This is a genomic window from Pseudobacteroides sp., from assembly GCF_036567765.1.
Classification (GTDB): Bacteria; Bacillota; Clostridia; order Acetivibrionales; family DSM-2933; genus Pseudobacteroides.
Genome location: NZ_DATCTU010000079.1, coordinates 13568 through 36769, shown reverse-complemented (window position 1 = coordinate 36769; position 23202 = coordinate 13568). Strand labels below are relative to the sequence as shown.

Annotated in this window: 14 protein-coding genes and 1 pseudogene; 9 read left to right on the top strand and 6 right to left on the bottom strand. The window is 36.8% G+C overall.

The window, feature by feature from the left end; genetic code table 11:
* Positions 1-17: 17 nt before the first annotated feature.
* The 5 genes and pseudogenes from VIO64_RS11465 to VIO64_RS11445 all read right to left on the bottom strand — a co-directional run.
* Complete coding sequence (locus VIO64_RS11465; RefSeq protein ID WP_331918254.1) at positions 18-3953, bottom strand: VCBS repeat-containing protein; 3936 nt, start codon at positions 3951-3953, stop codon at positions 18-20.
* 50 nt (positions 3954-4003) lie between these two features.
* Positions 4004-6310, bottom strand: coding sequence for a discoidin domain-containing protein (locus VIO64_RS11460; RefSeq protein ID WP_331918252.1), 2307 nt, complete (start codon positions 6308-6310; stop codon positions 4004-4006).
* A gap of 171 nt (positions 6311-6481) precedes the next feature.
* Positions 6482-7126: a response regulator transcription factor gene (locus tag VIO64_RS11455; protein ID WP_331918250.1), complete on the bottom strand. Its 645-nt coding sequence runs from the start codon at positions 7124-7126 to the stop codon at positions 6482-6484.
* Positions 7119-8837 carry a histidine kinase N-terminal 7TM domain-containing protein gene (locus VIO64_RS11450; protein WP_331918248.1) on the bottom strand — a complete coding sequence of 573 codons (1719 nt, stop codon included), beginning with the start codon at positions 8835-8837 and terminating at the stop codon, positions 7119-7121. Before VIO64_RS11450 ends, VIO64_RS11455 begins: the two co-directional genes overlap by 8 nt.
* Before the next feature lie 129 nt (positions 8838-8966).
* Positions 8967-9170, bottom strand: a pseudogene (locus VIO64_RS11445) (DMT family transporter); the annotation flags it as partial.
* 148 nt (positions 9171-9318) lie between these two features.
* Here VIO64_RS11445 and VIO64_RS11440 point away from each other — a divergent pair.
* The 7 genes from VIO64_RS11440 (at position 9319) to VIO64_RS11410 (ending at position 18526) form a co-directional block, all read left to right on the top strand.
* Complete coding sequence (locus VIO64_RS11440; RefSeq protein ID WP_331918246.1) at positions 9319-10677, top strand: cellulase family glycosylhydrolase; 1359 nt, start codon at positions 9319-9321, stop codon at positions 10675-10677.
* Positions 10678-10773: 96 nt separating this feature from the next.
* Positions 10774-12720, top strand: a complete 1947-nt coding sequence (locus VIO64_RS11435; protein WP_331918245.1) for a discoidin domain-containing protein — start codon at positions 10774-10776, stop codon at positions 12718-12720.
* Positions 12721-13015: 295 nt separating this feature from the next.
* On the top strand, positions 13016-13270 hold the full coding sequence (locus VIO64_RS11430) for a hypothetical protein (protein WP_331918243.1): 255 nt from the start codon (positions 13016-13018) through the stop codon (positions 13268-13270).
* Between the two features lie 316 nt (positions 13271-13586).
* The gene (gene cphA / locus VIO64_RS11425; protein ID WP_331918241.1) at positions 13587-16223 is read left to right on the top strand and encodes a cyanophycin synthetase; all 2637 of its coding nucleotides are present in this window, start codon (positions 13587-13589) and stop codon (positions 16221-16223) included.
* Between the two features lie 258 nt (positions 16224-16481).
* Complete coding sequence (locus tag VIO64_RS11420; RefSeq protein ID WP_331918239.1) at positions 16482-16925, top strand: GNAT family N-acetyltransferase; 444 nt, start codon at positions 16482-16484, stop codon at positions 16923-16925.
* Between the two features lie 260 nt (positions 16926-17185).
* Entirely contained in the window at positions 17186-18235 is a 1050-nt protein-coding gene (locus VIO64_RS11415) for a hypothetical protein (protein ID WP_331918237.1), read from the top strand.
* Between the two features lie 60 nt (positions 18236-18295).
* On the top strand, positions 18296-18526 hold the full coding sequence (locus tag VIO64_RS11410; protein ID WP_331918235.1) for a DUF3892 domain-containing protein: 231 nt from the start codon (positions 18296-18298) through the stop codon (positions 18524-18526).
* Positions 18527-18651: 125 nt separating this feature from the next.
* Here the strand turns inward: VIO64_RS11410 and VIO64_RS11405 are convergent, their stop codons facing one another.
* A complete protein-coding gene (locus tag VIO64_RS11405) occupies positions 18652-20151 on the bottom strand; it encodes a hypothetical protein (protein ID WP_331918233.1) in 1500 nt (499 codons plus the stop codon).
* A gap of 399 nt (positions 20152-20550) precedes the next feature.
* Between VIO64_RS11405 and VIO64_RS11400 the strand changes: the two genes are divergently transcribed.
* On the top strand, positions 20551-21534 hold the full coding sequence (locus VIO64_RS11400) for an ROK family protein (protein WP_331918231.1): 984 nt from the start codon (positions 20551-20553) through the stop codon (positions 21532-21534).
* Positions 21535-21691: 157 nt separating this feature from the next.
* Positions 21692-23137 carry a tRNA (N6-isopentenyl adenosine(37)-C2)-methylthiotransferase MiaB gene (miaB, locus tag VIO64_RS11395; protein ID WP_331918229.1) on the top strand — a complete coding sequence of 482 codons (1446 nt, stop codon included), beginning with the start codon at positions 21692-21694 and terminating at the stop codon, positions 23135-23137.
* Positions 23138-23202 lie beyond the last annotated feature (65 nt).

Sequence of the window (23202 nt, the reverse complement as noted above, 5' to 3'; positions counted from 1 at the left end):
AAACTAAATTTTTTGCACTATTGCCAGATTCTTATGTCGTCTACATAACCCCTGTATTGGCCTGTAGAGCCTGGCTGATCATATGCGTACATAATTTTCTTGATTACCTTTCCTGCACATTTGCTGCCGATATTTGACTCAATATAATTCCATTGTCCTACACTTCCACGACCATATGCCGGATGCATTTTCACACCGTTCTGGTCGGTAAGTCCTGCATTACCTGCCTGTCTTAGGGTGGAGCCGTCGGTGAATTCAATATCAACAGCTGAATACCTGGCGTTGGAATCCTGAGGCAGGAACCAGTATGACAGCTTTGTTTTACTTGTAACCTGCAGGTTAAGATTATCGAACAGCTGGTAGTAACAGTAGGATGCTGTATAAGAATCAGTGTCGGTTCCTGAGAACATCAGGGCAGTAATTCCACTGTGAGCGGATTCATTGGTCCTTGGGCTGCATTCAGGGTTAATCCCTGCGGTATAACCTGTAACATTTCTGCTGTAAGCAATGGTGTCATAGAATAAAGAAAGTCTGTCCGGGTTTTCAAAATTTGTGGAAAATCCGGTAATCTTATCTTGTCTCAAAAGATATAATTTAAAGTTATCTGTAGGGTCATCGTTCCAGCCTGCTTTTTCCTGGCGTATAATGTCTGTAATTCCATCACCGTCAAAATCCCCTGGTATAAGATTTACAAAATCCCCCTTCATTGTGTACTGAACATCCCAGTTATCCATTCTTTGTATGTCAAAGGTACCGTTACCTGTGGAATAATAGATTTTAAACGTACTTATATCATCATCGTCCCACCCGGATTTTTCCTGGCATATGAAATCCATTTTTTCATCTGAATTAAAATATCCTGGTATCAGGTTGGAATAAGATCCTTTTAACGACACCTGATAATCATAAGTATTGGGGTAATACGCATCAAAGTCTCCATTTCCCTTGCTTAAATGTACTAAAAAGGTTCCTGTATCATCATTATCCCAGCCGCCCTTTTCCTGACGGAGGAAATCAGTTTTTCCATCTCCGTTGAAATCCCCTGGTATGATATTTACATAGTCTCCCTGCATATCTGTTTGATAGGAAGGATTTTGCGGAGTTATAATGTTAAACGTTCCGTCACCCTTACTGAAATACACCTGGAAGGTTCCGATATTATCATCATCCCAGCCGTTCTTTTCCTGGCGAATGAGGTCGGTTTTACCGTCTCCGTTAAAGTCTCCCGGTATCAGATTGGTGTAGAGTCCTGATATTCCATCCTGGTGATCCCATCCGTCAGGAAGAATGGCACTAGAAAAACTGGGAGAGCCGTTGCTGTCAACACTTCCCATAAGAAGCCAGAAATTTCGTACGACACCGTTAACAGTTGGTGGGTCCATATCTTTCCACTGACAAGCGAGGTCTGTGATCCCGTCACCGTTAAAATCCCCCGGAATAATATTGATAAGGATTCTGCTTAGATAAGTTCCCGCCTGAATGCTTGTGCCAAGTCCTATATAGGGTTTTATAAATTTAGTAGCATCAAAATCTCCATTTCCTCTGGATATGTAGAACCTCAGGTATGAACTGCTTAAACTGAACAATCCTGGAATGCCATCCGAATGTGCAATAAAGTCTGTAATTTTATCTCCATTGAAATCTCCGGGGTAAATACTGGCTTTATCAGGATTGATAATATCATTGCTGAAGTCACTTGAAGGAGTCTTTATTTCAAAGAACTTCTCTTCTTCTGTTACAAGCCCGGTATTTTTGATTTCCATTGTCACACCAGAAGCTGCGGCATAGTCTAAACGCCAGCCTGTTACCCTTCCGGCAATCTTATAATCTGAGTTGTTGTACATATCCATAAGATAGGTATGCCACTGACCGTCTGCAATCAGATTTTGCGAAGTAACACTCTGTGCTTCTGTGGTTACCGTCGGATATTTGTCGTTCATGACATATACCTGAAAAGGAGTTTGCGGTGTACCAACCGGCATTTTGTATTCAAGCCTGAAGTAGCGGTATTCATTGGGGTCAAAGTATCCTGTGTTGTTCATATAGATCATTGGGTCTATATTTGTGGTCAAAAGTTTCACAATACCATCAGTGTATGAGACCAGGGTAGTACCGCTGCTTATTGATGCTATGTTTTCTTCTTCCAGTTTTAGTGGAAGATCAGAACTTTTGATATTATATTCACAGAATATTTTCCAGGATGCAGATTGAATGGTTTTGCCAAAGCCGTTTTTCCATTTCTCCCAAAAGCTCATCATGTCCATTTTACCGGAACTGAGCTTGTTGTCCAATACTGTTTTTGAAACATTGTAAAATCCTGATGATACTGTATCGGAACTTTTGGTGTTATACTTTTCGTTTGTCGTATCTGCCAGATCCCATAAAACAGCTGCATTGGATACCTCGTTCCTGATATCGCGTACAATATTGGAGGATTCGGCATAACTTGCAAGAGTTTCAATATCAAACATCCTGGCTTTGTCAAAGTAGACAACAGGGGATCTTAGGACACTGGCGGAGAAAAACCATGCCCAGCCCTCACTGTATGCCAACTGAGGGGTGTGAAGCCAGCCGTCGGTCTTAATGGAATAAAATTTGTGATTACCGCCTGAATTAATCGGCATGGCTCCATACTGATCCATCAGTGCATGTCCATATTCATGGAGAATGAATGAAGGACTGTAGGCATGCTTATCATTATAATTAATCTGGTTTTTTTCTCTTATAAAAGCACTATTTTCCGTACCCGGTATCATCAATACTTCTCTTTTTACCGGGGGAGCTATTCCTGTCATATTCTCTTTCCAGAATTCTGCTCCCTTTTTAATAGTCTTCATGATATTGAAAGAACCGCTAACCTTTACATCGATAATTTCCAAATTATTCATAGACATTTCACCGGAGGACAGGGTATAGGAGGCAGATTCATATACAAAAGGATACTCCGAACCGTTACTGGCCAGTTCTTTTACCCGGGAATACCCGTCTTCTGCCTTTACCCTTATAAAGAGACTTCCTCCGTTTGCAGTGACAGATGCAAGATCTGTAGTTGAAAACTGTCCGTTTGAATCAGTGCTTATGGTTTTTATCAATTTATATCCTGCTGATAAAGAGGTATCTTTTTGACATAAATCAATATCTGTGTTGTCAAGCGGCAGCTTGACAGGCATTTCCGACTTGGTTACATCAATGGTTCCATCAGATTTTGAAGGAATACCATAGTAGTATATGCTTCCCTTTACCAAGCTAGGTTTTTTGGGCGTCGGTGTTGGTGTAGGTGTCGGTGTTGCTGTTGGCTCATTAGCTGTATAGAAAGAATATCTGAAATACGCGATCATCCCATTAAAGCTGGTGCTTGTTTCCTTAGGCCATATCCAGTACGGGCGGCTGGCGTAAGTTGTACTGCCTACGTATGTTGGTGGAAATATGGATTGATCCATATTGGTATAGTCATTGTGGAAATAGTCAGCCGTACTCCAGCCGGAATCGTTATAGTTGCTGTAATACCAGTTATAGTCTGTGATATCGAATTTCCCCTTGAATCTATGGTCAGCTGGAAAGTTGGAGCCTGTAGAGTTGTTGTTAGGATGGGTTATGCTGGTTGTATTCATTCCGGTAGTGTACTTAGTACCAAGACCTGTCTGAATCCTGCCTATGAACCCATGGCTTGAAGCATTATTATTCCTTGATACCTTGACGGCAACCACATTTTTACCTTCACGAAGATTAATATTAATGAAATTATGAGTACCTTTGGATGGGTCAAAAGTGAAAGGTGGAATATTCTGCTGCTTAACACCATTAACATAAATTTCATCGATATAGTCGTGGGAAGTATAATAAAAACCACCGGTGGTATAGTTTTCAATACCGTGTCCCACCACTGAATAAAAGCACAGTGTTATAATCAAGCTTGTTATAAACAAGATAAAAGAAGCGATTCTTTTTTTCATAAAATTCTCCCATATTAATATTATTTTATATTGAAATGTTCACGAAAGATTTACCAACCAAAAAATTTTAGCAAATCCCACTCATCGTCATCACCATCAGGTATAATAGTGGGAGGAACTACATTTTTTATTGAATTTACGTAGGTTTGGGCAGCTTGTGTAGTTACGGTATTGATTACTTCATATGTGGCATCACCAATACATTCGATAACGCCATTAACTTTTCTTCCCACATACATCAAGCCATCGGAAGTTTTTTTATAAATATATTCTATACCGTTTTTGGTCATTGCAACAACATATTCTCCCTTTTCAATGATATACTCGCAAGTATCATCCCACAGCTTTGAGAATGTATTTATAGCTGATGGGTCAAATTTTCCGTTTTCATAAACATCATAGGTATCAGGATCGGAGTGGAGGTCACCAACTGTTAAAATGCCGTACTCATAAGTGCTGTCCAGTGAATACCCGACACTTCTCCATGAAAAATGTGCAAGGGAGGTGCAATAAAATTTATCTTCCCTGTCATATCCTTTGTATGAAAATGGATTGGGTATAAGGTAACTCTTACCAATCTGTCTCATTGCATAATCTCTTGCTGCAACTGCATTATCATAGCTTGAATTCTTGATTCTCATAACACGTATATTTGCTCCATATGTCCTACTGGGGTTTGTCCATTTTTCAATGTCACATGAATCGTTTATACCGCTGCCATCTGCTTCTATGGTGTTTTTTGAATCCTTTACTATACCGGCATGCTGATATGCAGGCCCGCCGGCTTCTGTAGTAAGAAGAACATCTCCCGGCATCGGAACATATCCTCTTGAGTTGTATAATTGGAACTCATGTATTCTAGTTGCATCATCAAAATCTCCCTCAACAACATAAAGTCTTACAAACCTTGCAATAATCTGACCGTTTAGTGTAATGTCGGTACTTCCGCTTGTATTATTGTAAACGCCTGAAGCATCCACCCATTTACCGTTCTCATCCTTATACTGGAGCTTATAGTTTTTAGTAAACATCCTAGAATCGAATTGCTTTCCATTTACAACTTTCCAACGATCAATATAATAGTAGTTTCCCAAATCAAGCATAAGCCATTGATTTTTTCCACCTCCGTAGCCAGAGCACCATTTGTCTCCAATGCCTGAAACCGTTCCGTTTACTGCCATATATGGAAGTTCGTAATTAGACGAAACATTTTTGCTTGATGTTACGCCGGTATATTTCTGTGCAATATTTACATCGGGATTTACATATTTTGCATTTACTTTATTCCCATAATTATAAATGTATTTTTTATAATTTGGATTATCGTTGTCAATGTTATATTTTGAATGATAATATAATTCAAACTCGTAGATTCTTTCACAGGTTGCACTGCTTGGAGGCATCTGGATGTCTACACGCACATACCTTGCTGCAAACGTGGATAAAACTTTATCGTTAACTCCGTCAGTATTGTCCACAACCACATCCACATCAACCCAGTTCTGGCCATCGAGACTTTTTTGAATTTTAAAGTTTTTGGTAACTCCTCTTCCAGGCTCGTAAGGCTCTGCATGACGAAGTACATACCTGTTTATAAGATAATTTTTTCCAAGGTCTACTTTTAACCATTTTGCAGTAGTGTTTCCTCCGCTGCACCACTGCTGGGTCCAATCGCTGTATTTACCGTCTATTGCTTTATCCGCAGTTGTGCCCCATATATCATCACTTACGCTTGCAGTTGCCTTTGCAATTCCATTTTGAGTAAGGTTTGACCCTTCAACCACCAAAGCATTCTGGTTTGCATATTTTGAATTATAGTACAATTCAAATTCATAAATTCTTTCACATATGTTACCGCCGTCAGGATTTAAAATATAAACCCTTACATACCTTGCCGCGAATGAAGATACTACCTTATCTGTTATTCCGCTGCTGTTGTTTGAAACTGCATCTACATCTTTCCATGATTGTCCGTCGAAACTGCTTTGAATTTTGAAGTTCTTGACAACTCCTCTTCCAGGTTCATAGGGTTCTGCATGACGAAGTACATACCTGTTTATGAGGTAGTTTTTACCAAGGTCTACTTGCAGCCATTTTTCTGTAGTATTACCCCCGCTGCACCACTGCTGTGTCCAATTGCTGTATTTACCATCTATTGCTTTGTCTGCAGTTGTTCCCCAAGCATCGTCACTTATGCTTGCTGTTGCTCTTGCTATTCCATTCTGAGTAAGGTTAGACCCTTCAACTTCATAGACATTAGCCTCTGCAAAAGCTTCCAAATCAAAATAAACAGACTGGCAAAGAAGTAGCACAGCTGCAATTAAAAAAGACATTACTTTTTTAAACTTAAAATTCATTAATAATTACCCCCAATTTCTTTACAAATTTTATAATTACAAATTATCATACAGCAAAAAAAATAACTGTAATAGATACAGTTTGTCATATAGATGCAGCATTTTGTCATACTTATTAAAATGATAAAACGGTAAATGTCATTCAGTATTCATTTTGGAGTATCAGAATTGCTAGGCTAACTTATTACGTACTGCAAAAACTGCAAGCTGAATCCTATCGGTTAAATTAAGCTTGGTGAGTATATGCACTATAAGATTACGGGCACTTCCTTCAGTTATATAAAGTTCACCTGCAATTTCCTTGTAGCTTTTGCCATCAACAACAAGTTTTATTGCTGTCAGCTCTCTGGCAGTTAACTTACTGCATAGGTTTGCATTTTCTGGTGTATTTTTATCAAATATGCTATTGTCTCTGATTACCGAATCAAAAACGTTTTTTTGAATTATGGTATAGCCATTGTAAAGGCTTTTTATTATATTTACCAGTTCAAAGGGAGTGGTATCTTTAAGTACATAGCTGTCAGCCCCACAAGATATGGCTTTTCTAACTTTTTCTTCATCATCAAGGGTTGTCAAAACTAGTACTTTTATCATCGGAAACGAGTCCTTTATTAGCTTTGTACCCAAAATACCATCACACACCGGCATGACTATATCCATAAGTACAATGTCAGGCTTATGCTTCTTGCATAGCTTAAAAGCCTCTTCACCATTATCGGCACATGCCACGACTTCAATGCATTCCTGGTTTTCCAGCAAATATTTAAGTGAATCGCGAAATATTATCATATCGTCTGCAATTATTATTTTAATCATTTTTACCCCCTACAAAAGGTATATCAATATGTATGTTAAAACCTTTTTCTCCATCTGAGCCAAATATTACTCTTCCAGAAAGGCTTTGAACTCTTTCTTCAATTCCCTTAAGGCCCATGCCCTTTTTTATACTTTTACATCCTTTTCCATCATCGAAAATGAAAAGCCTTAGAGAGGCATCAGACTTTTGAAAAATTAATTTTATTGATTTGGCATTGCCGTGTTTAACAGCGTTTGTTATAGATTCTTTGCAGATTAGATATAACTCATTAAAATATTTTTTGTTCAGACTTTTGGAATCCTCATCAAACATAATATCTACATTGATACCTGCATAGCTGAATTTATCAGTTATTTGGGTTAATGCATCCTTAAAAGTCTCAAACTCTGTGTTTGAGGTCAGCATACCTGATACGGCATCTCGAAGCTCTTTCAATGATGTCCTGGATAACATATTGATTTTCTCAATTATTTCTTTTGATTTTTCCGTGTTTTTTTGATTTGATATTTTGAGGGCTTCAGTCAATGAAATAAGAGTAGTAAGCGAATGCCCGATATTGTCATGTAAATCTCTGGATATCCTATTTCTTTCTTTTAATATTGAAAGCTCTTCAACCTTTTGGGCGTACTCTGTCAATTGGTCATTTATAGCGTTTAATTCAATATTCCTGTCGTTAATATCATTTAATAGGTCCTTATATTTTTGCACATTGTGAAATGAAATAATTAATCCTATAAAACTACCCCTTTTGTTCGTTAAAGGCATGATATTGATCTCGTAAGTCGTAACTTCATTTTTTTTAAAAATTACCTCACCTGTCATCCTTTTAAATTCTCGATTCTTTAAATATGATAGAATCTTTTTTTGCTCTTCAGTACTATAGGAATTTTTGTCTATAGTGTCCAAAATATTTTTAAAATCTTCGTGTCCATTTAACTTATCAGTATCAATGATACCTTTAAAGGAATTATTATAACTTTCAATTTCAAAATTGTGATTTAATAGGAGGAATGCATCAGGCAATTGGGATATATAGTTTTTCAGTGCAAGGGATTCAATATCTAAAAACCTGTATTTTAAAGAAGCAAAGGTCAGAATAACAAGAGCAATTATGAAACTGAATGGCGTTATTTCAGTTTTTAACTTTAACATCATAAAAACAATATTAAAAAGAAGAGGTATTAACGCTGAGAGAATCAAGATGATGAAATGAAGCTTTTTTATTCCTTTGTATTTCACCGAATGCTTAATAAGCAGGGTGTTACCAAGTATTACACATATTAGTGAATACAAATAAATTATCCAGAAAAATACAGAAAATCTGTAATTTGTTCCATCTACTCGGTAGAATAAGCCATGTATCTCATTTGAAAGAAGCATAAAATATGAGGTAAGAGGTATTAATGAAAGCAATATTTTTACAGACGCTTTGCTGACATATTTGTTATTTATGTAGTACAGCACAAAAATAAGCCAGGCATATCCAATAAAACATATACCTGAATAATAGAACTTAAGTATATACCAATCAGTTTTTCTATCTGCTATGATTTCTTCAAGAAAAAGACCGAACGACCATATTAATACCGTCAGAAGCAAAAATATAAAGCTCTTTAAGAGGGGACAGCTCTTTCCATATACCAAGTAAAACAATAAAACAGACAGTGCTATTATTGAAGTTAATAAATATAAAACACTATCAAAACCCATAAATTGTAACACGTACTCCCAAAATATATTAATCAATAATTAATTATATAACAAGCACATTTTCCACACAACTATAAAAGCTTATTTTCGTTGTATTTAATATTTCCTATGAGAGTAGTAAAACATCAGTTAATGGGAAGAAACAAGCTTCAATCCAACTATTCCAACTATTATAAAGCCAATGCATGCTATTCTTACCAAATCAATAGGTTCTTTGAACAATATTATTCCTAAAATTACAGTGCCCATAGTACCAATTCCTGTCCAAATTGCATATGCAGTACCTAAAGGAAGGCTTCTTAAAGCTAATGACAGAAAATAGAAGTTCATAATTTATAACAAATGCACAATAGCTATCTTTTGTTATAGACTTTTTCCTATATTAATTCTGAAACTAACGTATAAAGCCACATGAAAAAGTTTTATATTTACGTTTTAATTAAGGGGATTAAGTACAAATATAAGGAGGTTTCAAGTAAGTATGAGACATTGGGGTATTTTAAGGAAATTAACGGCTTTATTATCACTGATAATACTTTTGACAGCATCACAATCTTTACCTGTATTTGCATCGACAGATAAAACGGCTTCCGAAACGGTTCGTGATATGGGAATTGGATGGAACTTGGGAAATACACTGGAGGCCTGCGGCGATTGGATAAATGGGAAAAGGGTACAAGACTATGAAACTGCATGGGGTGCAGTAATTACGACTCAGGCTATAATTGACGGCGTTAAAGCTGCTGGCTTTAATTCTGTTCGTATCCCGGTAGCATGGTCAAATCTAATAGGAACTGATTATACAATCAATCAGGATCTTTTGAAGCGTGTTAAAGAGGTAGTCGACTACTGCTCAAATGCCGGTATGTACGCTATCGTAAATATTCATTGGGACAACGGTTGGTTTGCAAATTTTGCAACCAATTATGATGAGTCCATGAAAAAATACACTGCAATTTGGACTCAAATAAGCAGCTATTTCAAGGATTATCCCAGTAATCTGATTCTGGAATCACTAAATGAGGAAGGATGTTGGGACAGCATTTGGAACAGATGGAGCGGTACAACAGGAGATGCAAAAACCCGGGCATATAATACACTTAATAATATTAATCAGAAATTCGTTGACATTGTCAGAGCATCAGGAGGGAATAATACATCACGCTGCCTTTTGATTGCAGGATATGCAACCGATATTGACCTTACATGTGATCCAAGCTTTATAATGCCTAAAGATACCGTCAGTAATAAATTGATAATTTCGGTACACTATTACACACCATCTACTTTTACAATTCTTACTGAGGACGCTTCATGGGGCAAATGTGCAACCACATGGGGAACAGATGCGGAAATCAATCAGGTTAAAACCGATTTTCAAAAAATGAAAAGTAAGTTTGCAAATAATGGGGTACCTGTTATCATTGGAGAATATGGTACTGTCACACAAAACAAAGATCCTGAAAGTGTAAGACGTTATCTCTCAACGGTTTGTAAAACTGCCTATGATCTGGGGTTTTGTCCTCTTCTTTGGGATGCAAGTGAGCATTATTCCAGAACCGAACGTAAAATTAAGGATACTGAGCTCGCAGCATTTTATTTACAATACAAAAATACTGCTCCTATAAACACACCTGTACCAACTTCTACCAATCCGGAGGATATCAATGGAGACAAAGTCATCAACATGGCCGACATTGTATTGATAGCATCTCACTTTAATACCACGGTTTCAGAAAGTAATTATGATAGAAAATGTGATATAAACAATGATGGTTCTGTAAACATGAGCGATGTTGTAAGGGTGGCCTTGAAATTTAATATGATTTTGCAGAACTGAGCAGTAATGTTGGTTCATATATCTTAGCCGCTTTTCTTTTCTAATTACTTGCTATAATATATTATTATGTATTTATTTTTTAAAAGGAGGAGTTTTATGAAAAGGATTTCTATTGTCCTTATGGTTACATTTTTAATGACAATTATTTTTAACAGCTTTCCAAGTACATATGCTGCAGATGAACAATACCCCGGTTTTAGGGTTAAAGGGCGTTTTTTGTATGACAAGAACGGAGAAAAAACAATTCTTTACGGTGTTAACAAGATGATTATTTGGACTGATATTGATGGTGTACCATCCTATGAGGAAATTGCAAAAACAGGTGCTAACAGCGTTCGAATTGTTTGGGGTATAACCGGTTCAGCTGAAAAACTGGATAAAGCAATTTACAATTGCCGCCTGAATAATATGATTCCTGTCATCGAATGCCATGATGCAACAGGGGAATGGTCCAAGCTTCAGACAGTTGTTGACTATTGGGTAAGACCTGATGTTGTTGAAGTAATTAAGAAGCATCAGGAGTATTTGATAGTAAACATTGCAAATGAGTGCGGACAAACTGTTTCAGATGCTGATTTCAAGGCAGGTTACTCACTTGCGGTAAGCAGGATGAGAAATGCAGGAATACATGTTCCGCTCATGATTGATGCTCCAAGCTACGGACAGGGAATAGATTCACTTCAGGCAAACGGTCCATATCTTATCGAGAATGATCCGGACCACAATCTTTTATTTTCAGTACATATGTGGTGGCCATACGCATGGGGCTACACAGACCAAAGGGTTAAAGACGAAATAAAGCAGTCTGTTGATATGAACCTTCCTCTTGTTGTGGGAGAGTTCGGACACAAATGGGATGATACCGCACAGGGAGCTATTCCATACAAAACAATTATTGAACAGTGCCATTTAAATGAGGTAGGGTATATGCCCTGGGAATGGGGACCTGGCAATAATCCCCAGACTTTTCTTGACATGACAACCGACAGCACTTTTGCAACACTGCAGGGATGGGGGCTTGAGGTTTGTATAACAAATCCTCACAGTATAAAAAATATTGCTGTAAAGCCTGCTTCAATACAAAAAGGCATTCCGCCTCCTCCGACACCTACGCCTTATCCGGCAGGTAACCTGGCTTTAAATAAGCCTATTGAAGCCTCTTCTATAGAGTCAAACGATACTGCAGCTAAATTTGCCGTTGACGGTAACGGAGATACAAGATGGGCCTCAGTTTCCGGTAAATATAATGCTGAGTACATAAATGTGGACTTAGGATCGATCCAGGATGTAAATAGGGCTGTAATATACTGGGAAGATGCACATGCTACACAATATAAAATCCTTACTTCAACTGACGGTACAAGCTGGACAATCGCTTACCAGCAGTATAACGGTAAGGGCGGTGCTGACGAAATCAAGCTTGATAAGACATATAAAGCCCGTTATATAAAACTTGAATGCAGCCAGAAGTTTAATTCCGAGTGGGGATTCTCCCTTTGGGAAATGCTTGTGTACGGACCCTCAGTTGCTTCACCTACACCAACTCCAACACCTACAAGTCAAGCAGACATGACTATATCAGGATACATAAGACCTGACTTTGACACATCAACAAGTCCTTCAGCGGTTAAAGCAGGATATAAAGTAGAGTTTGGTCCGGTTTCAGCTTTTACAGACCAAACCGGAGCATTTACATTGGCCAATATTCCGCAAACCCTTGTAGCAGTGCCATTAAAAGTATCAAAGGATGGTTATCTTGCAAGAGAAATAAAAGGTGTAAGTGCCGGTGACAAGGTTGGTAGTATTGCATCTCCATTGGAAATTTGGGCTGGAGATATTTCTGTTAACGGAGTCCAGGATGGGTCAATAAATATGACTGATGTTATAGCTTTGGCAAAAGGCTTTAATGCAGTTTCAACAGATACACAATACATCGATTCCTGTGATCTTAACAAGGACGGGTCCATAAACATGTCAGATGTAATAATACTTGCAAGACATTTTAATAAGACCACAAGCGATTATCCATCATATGCTAAATAAAATTGTAATATGATAGCGGGAGCTTCAATGAGCATACTCAGACAAAGTAAGCCATCGAAGCTCCCTTTTTAATAAATTGTTAACATTTACCAAATAAGATAGAAGGAGCAATAAAACTGAAAGAGTTTTTAAAGAAGAAATTATTAAATCAAAATACCGTGGATAATAAGTTAATAAGGACTATTGTAACGCCTCATATGGAGATTGATATGGATTCAGGCAAAAATATTTTGTTTTGTTCAACCAAACATACAATGTTAATGGGTTTGGAATCAATAATTATTCTGAATGTGAAGTGCATGATAATCTTAGCAAACAAGTTATAGTATACGATTATAACAACGATTCGGATTTTATAATTGGTCTTAATTCTGTGTCTGATAATGATGAAATAATACTTGCAATGCTAAATCCCAAACAAACACTGCTTGAGACGATTGAAGCTGCGGAAGGCATAATAAAAAACGGAAAACGGTGCAAACTCGGAAGTGAGACACACTCCAAATTCCCTGTATTAATTTTGAAAGTAAGCATTCTTATACTGATTTAATTGGCAAAAAATTGTTAAATGCGGGTGTTTAACAAGCCTTTTCTGATTATGTTAAAGGATAAGAAGGCAAAACTTCCATATCTAGCTATTTGGATAAATAACACCGAATTATTACAAAATTGATTTGATGGTATTATTTGATATATTAAAAGACCAATAAAAATAATATAAATTCTATTGTTATATTTACACATATAGACGTAAATATGGGTATTTTGTAACACACAGCTCTATTTATGCAAAATTCACAAAAATAATTTCACTACAAATGTTTCACAATATATATATACAAAACTGAAACATTGGAGTGAGAATTTTGGAAATAGAAGATATACGAGTTTTCAATGCTCCTAATATTTATAGCTTAAGAGAACCGATTGTTAGGCTGCAAATAAAGCTTGGTGAACTTGCAGACATTCCAACAAAGGATATTGGTAATATAAATGAAAAAATAGTTGATCTCTTTCCGGGAATAAAGGAGCATAAGTGTTGTACAGGCTATGTCGGCGGTTTTGTTGACAGACTTAAAGAAGGAACCTACCTTGCCCATGTAACAGAGCACTTATGTCTTGAAACTCTAAGAATACTAGGGTATGACATCAAGCACGGAAAAGCGAGACAAGTAAAGGATGATATATATCATGTTATTTTTACATGTCCTCACACAACCATAGGAAAAGCTTGCGGTTTGTTTATTATAGATACATTAAGGAATTTAATCGATGGTAAGACCGTCAATATGGAAACTGAGATTGAAAAGCTTAAAAAACTATGTGTAAGATATGATATAGGTATTAGTACAGGTGCTGTTATATCTGAAGCAAATAAGAGGGGGATTCCCGTCAGTCTTGTAAATGACGGAGATATTGTACGATTAGGATACGGCAAGTACCAGAAAAGGCTATCGGCAACACTTTATGAGGGCACTAGCAGTATATCGGTGGATGCAGCATGTAATAAACATTTAACCAAAACACTGCTGGAGGAAGCCGCAATTCCTGTACCAAAAGGAAAATCAGTATTAGATCTTGAAGAGGCTAAAGCTGCGGCAAATTCAATAGGGTACCCCGTTGTAGTAAAGCCCCAAAATGGTAATAAAGGCAAGTTTATATTTGTTAATATTAAGAATGAAATTGAACTTGAGGAAGCTTACTTGCAGGCAGTTAATTTTGATGGAGAATGCATCGTAGAAAAATATATTGAGGGCAGGGACTACAGGGTATTGGTAGTTAACGGCAAGGTAGTTGCTGGTGCTGAAAGGATTCCTGCACATATTATAGGTGATGGGCAACATAGCATCAGTGAGCTTATTGATATTGAAAACCTGAATGAGCTTCGAGGGGAAGATCATGAAAAGCCTCTAACCAGGCTAAAGGTTGATGATATTATGAAGGTGGTCTTAGACAAACAAGATTTAACGCTTTCTCACATACCAGAAAAAGGACAGAAAGTCTGGCTTAGGGATAACGGGAATCTTAGTACGGGGGGAGAAGCCTATGATTGTACGGATATGATTCATCCCGAAAATATTAAGATTTTTGAAGAAGCTGCAAAAGTCATAGGTATTGATATTGCCGGAATTGATGTAGTGACCCCGGATATTTCAAAAATTTTAACCACAGATATTGGAGCTATTGTGGAAGTAAATGCCGCTCCAGGAATAAGAATGCACTTAAACCCTACAGGAGGGAAAAAAAGGGATGTGGCATCTCCAATTTTGGACATGATGTTTCCTGAAGGTACACCGTTCACAATACCAATAGTATCAATTACAGGAACTAACGGAAAAACTACCACAACAAGGATGATAAGCAGCATTTTAAGGCACCAGGGACTTACTGTCGGTACAACAACTACACATGGTATTTATGTTAATGAAACTTGTATTGAAGAGGGAGATACAACCGGTCCTAAAAGTGCCGGAAAAATTCTTCACAATAGAAGGGTAGAGGCAGCAGTCCTTGAAACCGCAAGAGGCGGCATTGTAAAGAATGGACTGGCCTATGATAAAGCTGATGTTGCAGTTTTTACCAACCTCACGGAAGACCACCTGGGTGTAGATGGGATCAATACCATGGAGGAATTACTCCACGCAAAATCCCTTGTTATCGAAGCTGTAAAAGAGGATGGGGCATGTGTGCTCAATGCAGATGATCCCTGGGTAATGAAGGCAAAAGACAGGGCTAAAGGTAAGCAGATATTGTTTTCAATGGAATATGAGAACCCTATCCTGCAAGAACATATTGCAAACGGAGGTTCTGCAGTATACAAGAAAAACAATTTTATCTATATAGTCTGCAAAGGTCTTACATGTAAGTTCATAAGCCTAAGCCAAATTCCAGCCACACTTGACGGAGGTTTGAAGCATAACATTTATAACAGCATGGCAGCAATTGGTGCAAGCTTTGCCCTTGGAGTATCCTTTGATATAATCAAAGAGGCATTGAGTGAGTTTAGCTGTGATGCAAACAGTAATCCGGGACGCTTCAATATATATGATCTTGGGGATTTCAAGGTTGTTCTTGATTATGGTCACAATATTGATGGGTACCGTGTTACAATTGATGGACTTCACGCTTTAAAGCCATCACGTTTGGTAGGTGTTATAGGTGTTCCTGGCGACAGGCTCGATACAGATATTTTTAATGTTGGGAAGATTGCAGGAAGTGCCTTCGATTATATTTTTATTAAAGAAGATCAGGATTTGCGTGAAAGACAGCCTCTAGAGGTTGCAGATCTCTTGTATCGCGGTGCATCATCAGGTAGTTCCAAAGATTGCATAAAAATAATTCCTGATGAGGCAGAAGCTTTAAGATTGGCATTGCTGCAAGCCAGGAAAGGTGATGTAATCGCTGTTTTTTTTGAAAAAATGGAACCGTTAGTAGAAGTCATCAACGAATATCAGGAAAGTATATCCATGAGCCAGCAGCATGCACAGCCCATACCTGTCTGAAGTTCAATTTGAATATATAATTGTTCGAAAACAGTACCCTGCAAACTAGACACAGTATAAAATGTGTTTACTTTACAGGGTATTCTTATATACTCTAAGCATAAAAATGCTTTAAATAAGATACTTATCACAATAATAAAGGATCATATAATGGAATTTACATAACTAAAGTGATAAAATATTATTATATAATAAATTATTTATGTTGTGAAAAACACTAAGTAATTTATCAATATCGGGGAAATGGGGTGGATCATTATGGCAAACTTAAAGTACTCAATCAGAGAGTTAGTAGAAAATGATCTTGCTTATGTTTCAGAACTGTGTGCACAACTGGGGTATCCCACAAACACAAAGGATGTAATGCCGCGTTTACGTGATATTCTTTCAAGGGAAAACCACAAGGTCTTTGTTGCAGAAACCACTGATGGCAAGGTCGTTGGTTGGTGTCATGTACATATTTATCCTTTGCTCGAATGCGACCTTATTGGGGAAATAGGCGGCCTGGTTGTAGACAAAGACTACAGGGGAAATGGAATAGGCAGTGAACTGATTATACAATCGGAACTATGGGCTAAGTGCAGCGGATGCAATACTATAAACCTCAGATCCAATGTCATAAGGAAAGAAGCCCATATTTTTTACAAGTGCATTGGCTACGAGAATGTGAAAGAACAATACACATTCAGAAAGCAAATATAGGAGTATAAAATGCCGTTTACTTTTGCACATCCAGCAATTTATTGCAATAATAGTTTATATCTGTGTAAAAAGAGATAAAAACATTTACGAGAGCAATATTTTACCAAAAAGAAAAATTATCTTTTTTGCATCAATATTTTTTTCAGGGTGTATATTTTTGTGTATCATGTATAATATTAACAATAGAAATATAATGGTGAGTAATAACAATAATATTAAACAATAATATAAAAATACATATGGAAAATAGGAATGGAATTATGAACAGAAGAAAAAAGATTTTAATTTTTACATTTGTTATCTTACTTACGGGGGCTATAGCAATAATTGGGTATACCTATAAAGCAAATAACAGAATCCTAAAGGATGCTTCATTGCCCAAATCTCATAGTATAAGCTTGCCAAAAGAAACTGTTGCTCTTAAAAAGGTAGATCTAAAATCTTATAAACTTAATCCAAAAAGCCTACTGCCGATACTTGTGTGGACAAAGGAAAAACCAAAGTTGCCTGAATTTTCGGTATGGGAATACACTGCCGGCAGTACACCGCCCGTAAATATAGAAAAGCTTCTACATCGTATTTGGAATGGAAAGAAATATGAGATTCTTAAATTAGGAGAAAAAGGGGAATATTATCGCTTGCCCCCATATCAGAGTAAATATGGCAGGTTTAGAGAGACTTTGACCGTAGAAGATAGTTTTCTTTCATGGGAGTGGGAAATTAATGAAAACTACCCCAAGCCAAAGGAAATGAAAAAAGCACCTGTTAAAGCAATTGAGGATGCAAGGGAATATGCTCTTAATTTTTTAGGCAATGACCTGTTTTTTGAGTATCCGGTACCGTTTTCTTTTGCATTTGAAGAAGGCAGGTCTATAAAGAATATCTATGAGTTTAAATGGGAGCATCGAATCAATAACATACCTGTATATGGTGAGGGATTGAATGTAAGTGTCATACCGGAAGGTATTCCAAAGCTTAGCTTGAGGTGGAGTTCATTTGAACCTGTTAACTCCAAGCCTAATTATATGCCGCTGAATTTTGATGAAGCATTATTTTCTGTAAATTATGTTCGTAGTTTTGATGGTATTAGTAAATGCACTGAGTATAATACTGATGATGCTATTGTTTCAGCACGGGTGGTATATAGCAATGTTTTCTCTGATAAGCCTTCAACTTACAGACCGGCATGGGAATTTATTATAACATGCAGCCCAAAATCCTATGAATATCCGATACTTGTAGATTGCATGACAGGGAGGGTATGGAGCAATCATGATGGCATAAAAGATCCTTATGGCATTGAAAAATGAATAATTTTAAGAGTATTGGCAAACATAGTTGTAAACTAATTGAAGTTAGGAGTTATTACTATGAGTGATCAATCAAAAATCATTAAAGTAAAAAAGGATACTTCAGGTGATATAACTGATGTAATGCTTGAGAATGGAAATGTATTTTCAATTAACGAAGCAATTATGATGGCGAAAGACAACAAGATTGAAGGCGTAAATGTCAGTGTTTCAAAAAGCGGAAGGGAATATTTAAGATCCAATCCAAATGGTACGGAAAGTGACAATCTGGATAGTCTTCCGAGTTTTTAGTTTTCCCCTATGTTTAATAACTTATTAAGTTAATAAAACAATGTCCTGCCTGGATTTTCAGGAAGGACATTGTTTTATTATTTTGATATCTAGGAAATTATGGTGTATTCTCTGCTACACCAATGTTAATTTGTTTTTACATAAACATTATTTCCTTTTTTATAAAGCTTATTTTCACTAATCATCCTGTTTATACAGCTTGCTATCTCATTTTTCTTGTATTTATTTGATGGCTTATACCACGAATCCTTAATTTCATCATTAATGAATGTTAGATGATTATATTCGAAAATATAGCCCATTATAAGTCTTTCTATTTGTGAATCATTGTCATCATCAATAAAAGGTGGAGCGATGATGACCTTCACAGGACCAAGCTTATCGTTGCTGCCTTTATAGAATGTATACTGGAATCCCATACTCATTTTTCCCAGAGACTCAAACATGAGAGTTGACATACTGCACAGTTCGTTTATACCGTCTCCATCATAATCTTCAAGCTTGAAGTACAGAGGACTGTTTGAAAAGGCATTTGGATCATTGAATAAATCTTTAAGAGCTTTACCTTCTTCTATCAGTCTTTCATAGCCAGGCTGATCAAATTTTACTACCTGGCTTGATTTTATTTGAGGGAACTCCATAGTAACAGTGTTTCCGCCTGTATACTTAAATACTGTTTGCGGTGCCCTTAAATCAAGATCTGTAAGTTTACCGTTATTAAATGAATATGCAAAAACATCCCCTGATGTTTGAATTGATCCTGCGAACCATGTAAGGGTAACAATAAGAATTTTGTTGTTGCTGCCTTTTTGTGGCATAAAATATACTGTCGGCGGCTGGCTTATCGTACGTTTGGGATTTACCTGCCATTGGGTTTGAGGTAAAACAACAGCGTCACTGTTTTCCACCCTCAATAGAAGGTCACCTTTAAAATCAAACCCTTTTCCGCCTTTATAGACCAAGCTTATCTTTTCTTTTTTGCCATCTCCGTTTATATCACTATCAAAGCTTTTATCCTGGATTTCAAGACCCTTTTCCTTGATATCGGCAAGTTTCTTAGTTGTATCAAATGTGATATTTTCCCAAAGTTTTTTACTGTCTGCCCACAACCTGTAATATTCAGTCTCGCCATCAAAGTAAACAATACTGTCTTTTATAGAAACAAAAATCGGTTTTGCACCGTCGAACTGCAGCACATAGTCATATTTTTTTCTGTCAAATTTTGCTGCAATTGCTCTATCCTCAGGATTGTTGTTATCAATCTTGTCGGCTTTTGTAAGCAAGTCTGCTATGGTATATAAAAGCAGCTGAGAAGTATTGTAAAAGGTGTTGTCTGAAGCCTTTCGTATGTCTAAGATATGTTCTATTGAAAACAAATCTGAGAATTTATTTATTGATCCAGGTGTTGCACTTTTTGGAGCAGAGGATTCAGTTGCAGAAGCTGCTGTAGCTGTTGCATCGGGTAAATCGCTGGATACTGTTGATGGAGTTGACTGCGGTATTGTTACCTGACTAGAGCTGGATAGTGGTGTTGGAGAAGCAACATTATTGTTTTTGCCGCTGCAAGACGTCAAAATTAAAGTTGATAATGCTATAACGCAGTAAGATTTAAAAAACCTGTTCATGTTTATGCCCCCGTTATGTTCTTATATCTTTTATTTATAAAACTGTTTTATTAAAACAAGCCTATAAATATCATTTTACAATAATTGCAGAGTTATGAAAAGATAAAAAATCAATATTGTCGAAATTAATATATTTTAATAATATTGACGATATTAAATATATAATTCTATTTAATTTTAATGTTGAATTCTGCAAATAATTAAAATCATAGATTATTTATGTTTTTCATTAAATTTAGTTATTGTAATATTAATGGAAAACTAGTATTATATCTTAAGGAAAAAAATAAAAATATAAATATTGATAACTTTTAATGTAATTAAAAGCGGTGTAAAATAATGGAATATTTGTTTTAATTCATTTAATATTATGTTTCATTATAACAGGAGGATTATAAAATGAAATATTTTGTTGGTGTTGAACTTGGGGTAAAAAATATATTAGTCGGTGTTGTTGATAAATACGGAAAACTACTTAGAAAAGAATCTATTCCTACTATAAAGGAAAGACCATATACAAAAATAGTTGAGGATACTGCCAAACTCATTATGGAAGTTTTGGATAAGGAAGACATCGATATAAGAAATGTCAAATATATTGGAGTGGGGTGTCCAGGCACACCGGACGCAAAAAATGGAATAATTGTCCGAAACTACACTTTGAATTTTCATAACATTCCCTTAAGGGCTGAAATTGAAAAGTATATTAATCTTCCTGTGTATGTTGAGAATGATGCAAACTGTGCTGCATTGGCGGAAAGTGTCGCAGGTGCTGCAGAAGATATAGACTATTCTGTTACCATCAGGATAGGTACCGGGATAGGTGGAGGAATAATTATAAACAACAAGGTATATAGCGGATTTAATTATGCAGGAGCTGAGTTGGGGCACATGGTAGTAAGTTTTGACGGATTAAAGTGCACATGCGGAAGAAACGGATGCTGGGAATCATATGCTTCAGCCACAGCACTTATAAATCAAGCAATTGAGGCAGCTTCCAAATGTCCGGAATCCCTTATTAATCAGCTCACTGAAAACGATTATGGCAAATTAACCGAACACATCATATTTGAAGCAGCTAAAAAGGGAGATATTACAGCTAAGGAAGTTATAAACAAATATTTATTCTATTTGTCCGAAGGGCTTGTGAACATAATAAACATGCTTCAGCCTGAGGTCATAGTTATAGCCGGACAGATTGCAAAAGAAGGGGATTATTTCCTAAAACCTTTAAAAGAGATGGTAAACAGCAAAGTATACTGCCAGCAGGTTCGCCAGACGGAGATTACACTGGCACAAACAGGAAGTGCATCTGTAATAATAGGTGCTGCAATGCTTGGCGTTTATAAGAATATGGCCCTTCACAGCAATGTATTGATTTAATACCATAATTTCAAGTATATAAACAATACTATAGCTTTACTCAAATAGTAGGTATTTTCACCTGCTATTTTTGTGTTATAATATGGTGATAATAATGATACAAATACTTGAATTCAAAGGTAATTAGACATGAATGAATTCAATATGGAGGAACGAAATGAATAAAGGTACGGAAAACAAAAAGGAAATACAGGTTTCCGCTGAAGAAATAGCTAGGCAATATCAATACATGGAATCTATAAAGGAAGCTAATGCTGAATATGAAATAAAGTCCGGAAGAAAAAGGCTGGTGTATTTACAATCCTTTGGCTGCCAGATGAATGAAAACGACTCCGAGAGGCTTTGGGGAATGCTTTCAGAAATGGGATACGGCGAAGGAAAAAACAGTGAAGAAAGTGATATGGTTATCTTTAATACCTGCTGTGTAAGGGAGAATGCAGAGGAAAAGGTTTATGGACATTTGGGAGCCCTTAAAAAGCAGAAGGTAGATAATCAGGAAAAGATTATAGCCATATGCGGATGCATGATGCAGCAAGGCCATGTTGTTGAAACAATAAAGAAAAAATACAGGCATGTAGATATAGTCTTCGGTACCCACAATTTATATAAATTTCCTGAGCTTCTCAATAGAGCGATAAATAGTGATTCTTCAGTTATAGATGTAGACGAGTCACCCGGATCAATAGCAGAGGGCTTGCCAATAGAACGAAAAGATTCTATAAAAGCATGGGTAACGGTTATGTATGGCTGTAATAATTTCTGCTCATACTGTATCGTGCCGTATGTCCGTGGAAGAGAGCGAAGCAGGAGCACAGATGATATAGTAAAAGAGGTGCAGGAGCTCGGCCGGAATAATTTTATGGAAATAACCTTATTAGGGCAGAATGTAAATTCCTACGGAAAGGATTTTGCAGACAGAGTAAGCTTTGCAGACCTGCTCAAAGAGATAAACAGCGTGGAGGGGATAGAAAGGATAAGGTTTATGACATCCCACCCGAAGGATCTGACCGAGGATATTATCCTGGCTTTCAGGGATTTAGACAAGGTATGCGAGCATCTCCATCTTCCCATTCAGGCAGGAAGCTCTAGAATACTCCAGGACATGAACCGTAAATATTCAAAGGAAGATTATATTAATCTAATTGGCAAAATAAAAGAAAAGGTGCCGGGTATTGCACTTACAACAGATATTATTGTGGGCTACCCCGGCGAAACAGAAGAAGATTTTGAAGAAACGCTGGATGTATTAAGGAAGGTAAGGTTTGATTTTGCATATACATTCCTTTATTCGAGAAGAACAGGCACACCAGCAGCAAAAAGTGCCGATCAGGTAAGTGAAGATGTTAAAAAATCACGGTTCGAGAAGCTTTTAGAGGTTCAGAACAAAATTAGCAAAGAAATAAACGATACCCTTTTAGGAAGAACAGAAGAAGTGCTTGTTGAAGGACTAAGCAAAAACAGTATCTGGAATTACACCGGAAGAACCCGAACCAATAAGATTGTCAATTTTAAAGGAAGTAAAGAGCTTGTTGGTAAGCTTGTCAAGGTGAAAGTTACAGGCACTCAGACATGGTCTTTAGAAGGCGAAGTCATATCATGGTAACGAATCTCAAGGGGATTTCAATTATAATGATACAAATTTCTATTAAGGGAGCTTAAAAAGCTCCC